At 44.9% G+C, this 247-nt stretch carries 1 protein-coding gene; it reads left to right on the top strand.

Annotation, left to right across the window (positions count from 1 at the left end):
* A partial coding sequence (locus E7X56_RS11900; RefSeq protein WP_371413374.1) for a hypothetical protein occupies positions 1-247 on the top strand: 247 nt, incomplete at both ends.

Below are 247 nucleotides of genomic sequence, written 5' to 3'. Positions count from 1 at the left end.
TAATGTGTTTACAGCCAATGTCAGTGATCCTGACAGTTCCTATGTAGCAACCGGTCTTGATGAAGCTACCATCTACCAGATCAGTACAAGAACTGTGGATACTGACGGTAATATCAACATTACCTGGGTAAATGATACTGCAACCACCCTGGACCTTACTGCACCGGCCAGTGTAACCAGCCTGGACGAATCAAGTGTTAGTGGTAGTTCAATAACATGGAACTGGACTAATCCTGCTGATCCAGAT

The sequence above is a fragment of the Methanococcoides sp. NM1 genome (assembly GCF_900774285.1).
GTDB lineage: Archaea > Halobacteriota > Methanosarcinia > Methanosarcinales > Methanosarcinaceae > Methanococcoides > Methanococcoides vulcani.
This window is presented reverse-complemented; position numbering and strand designations above follow the sequence as displayed.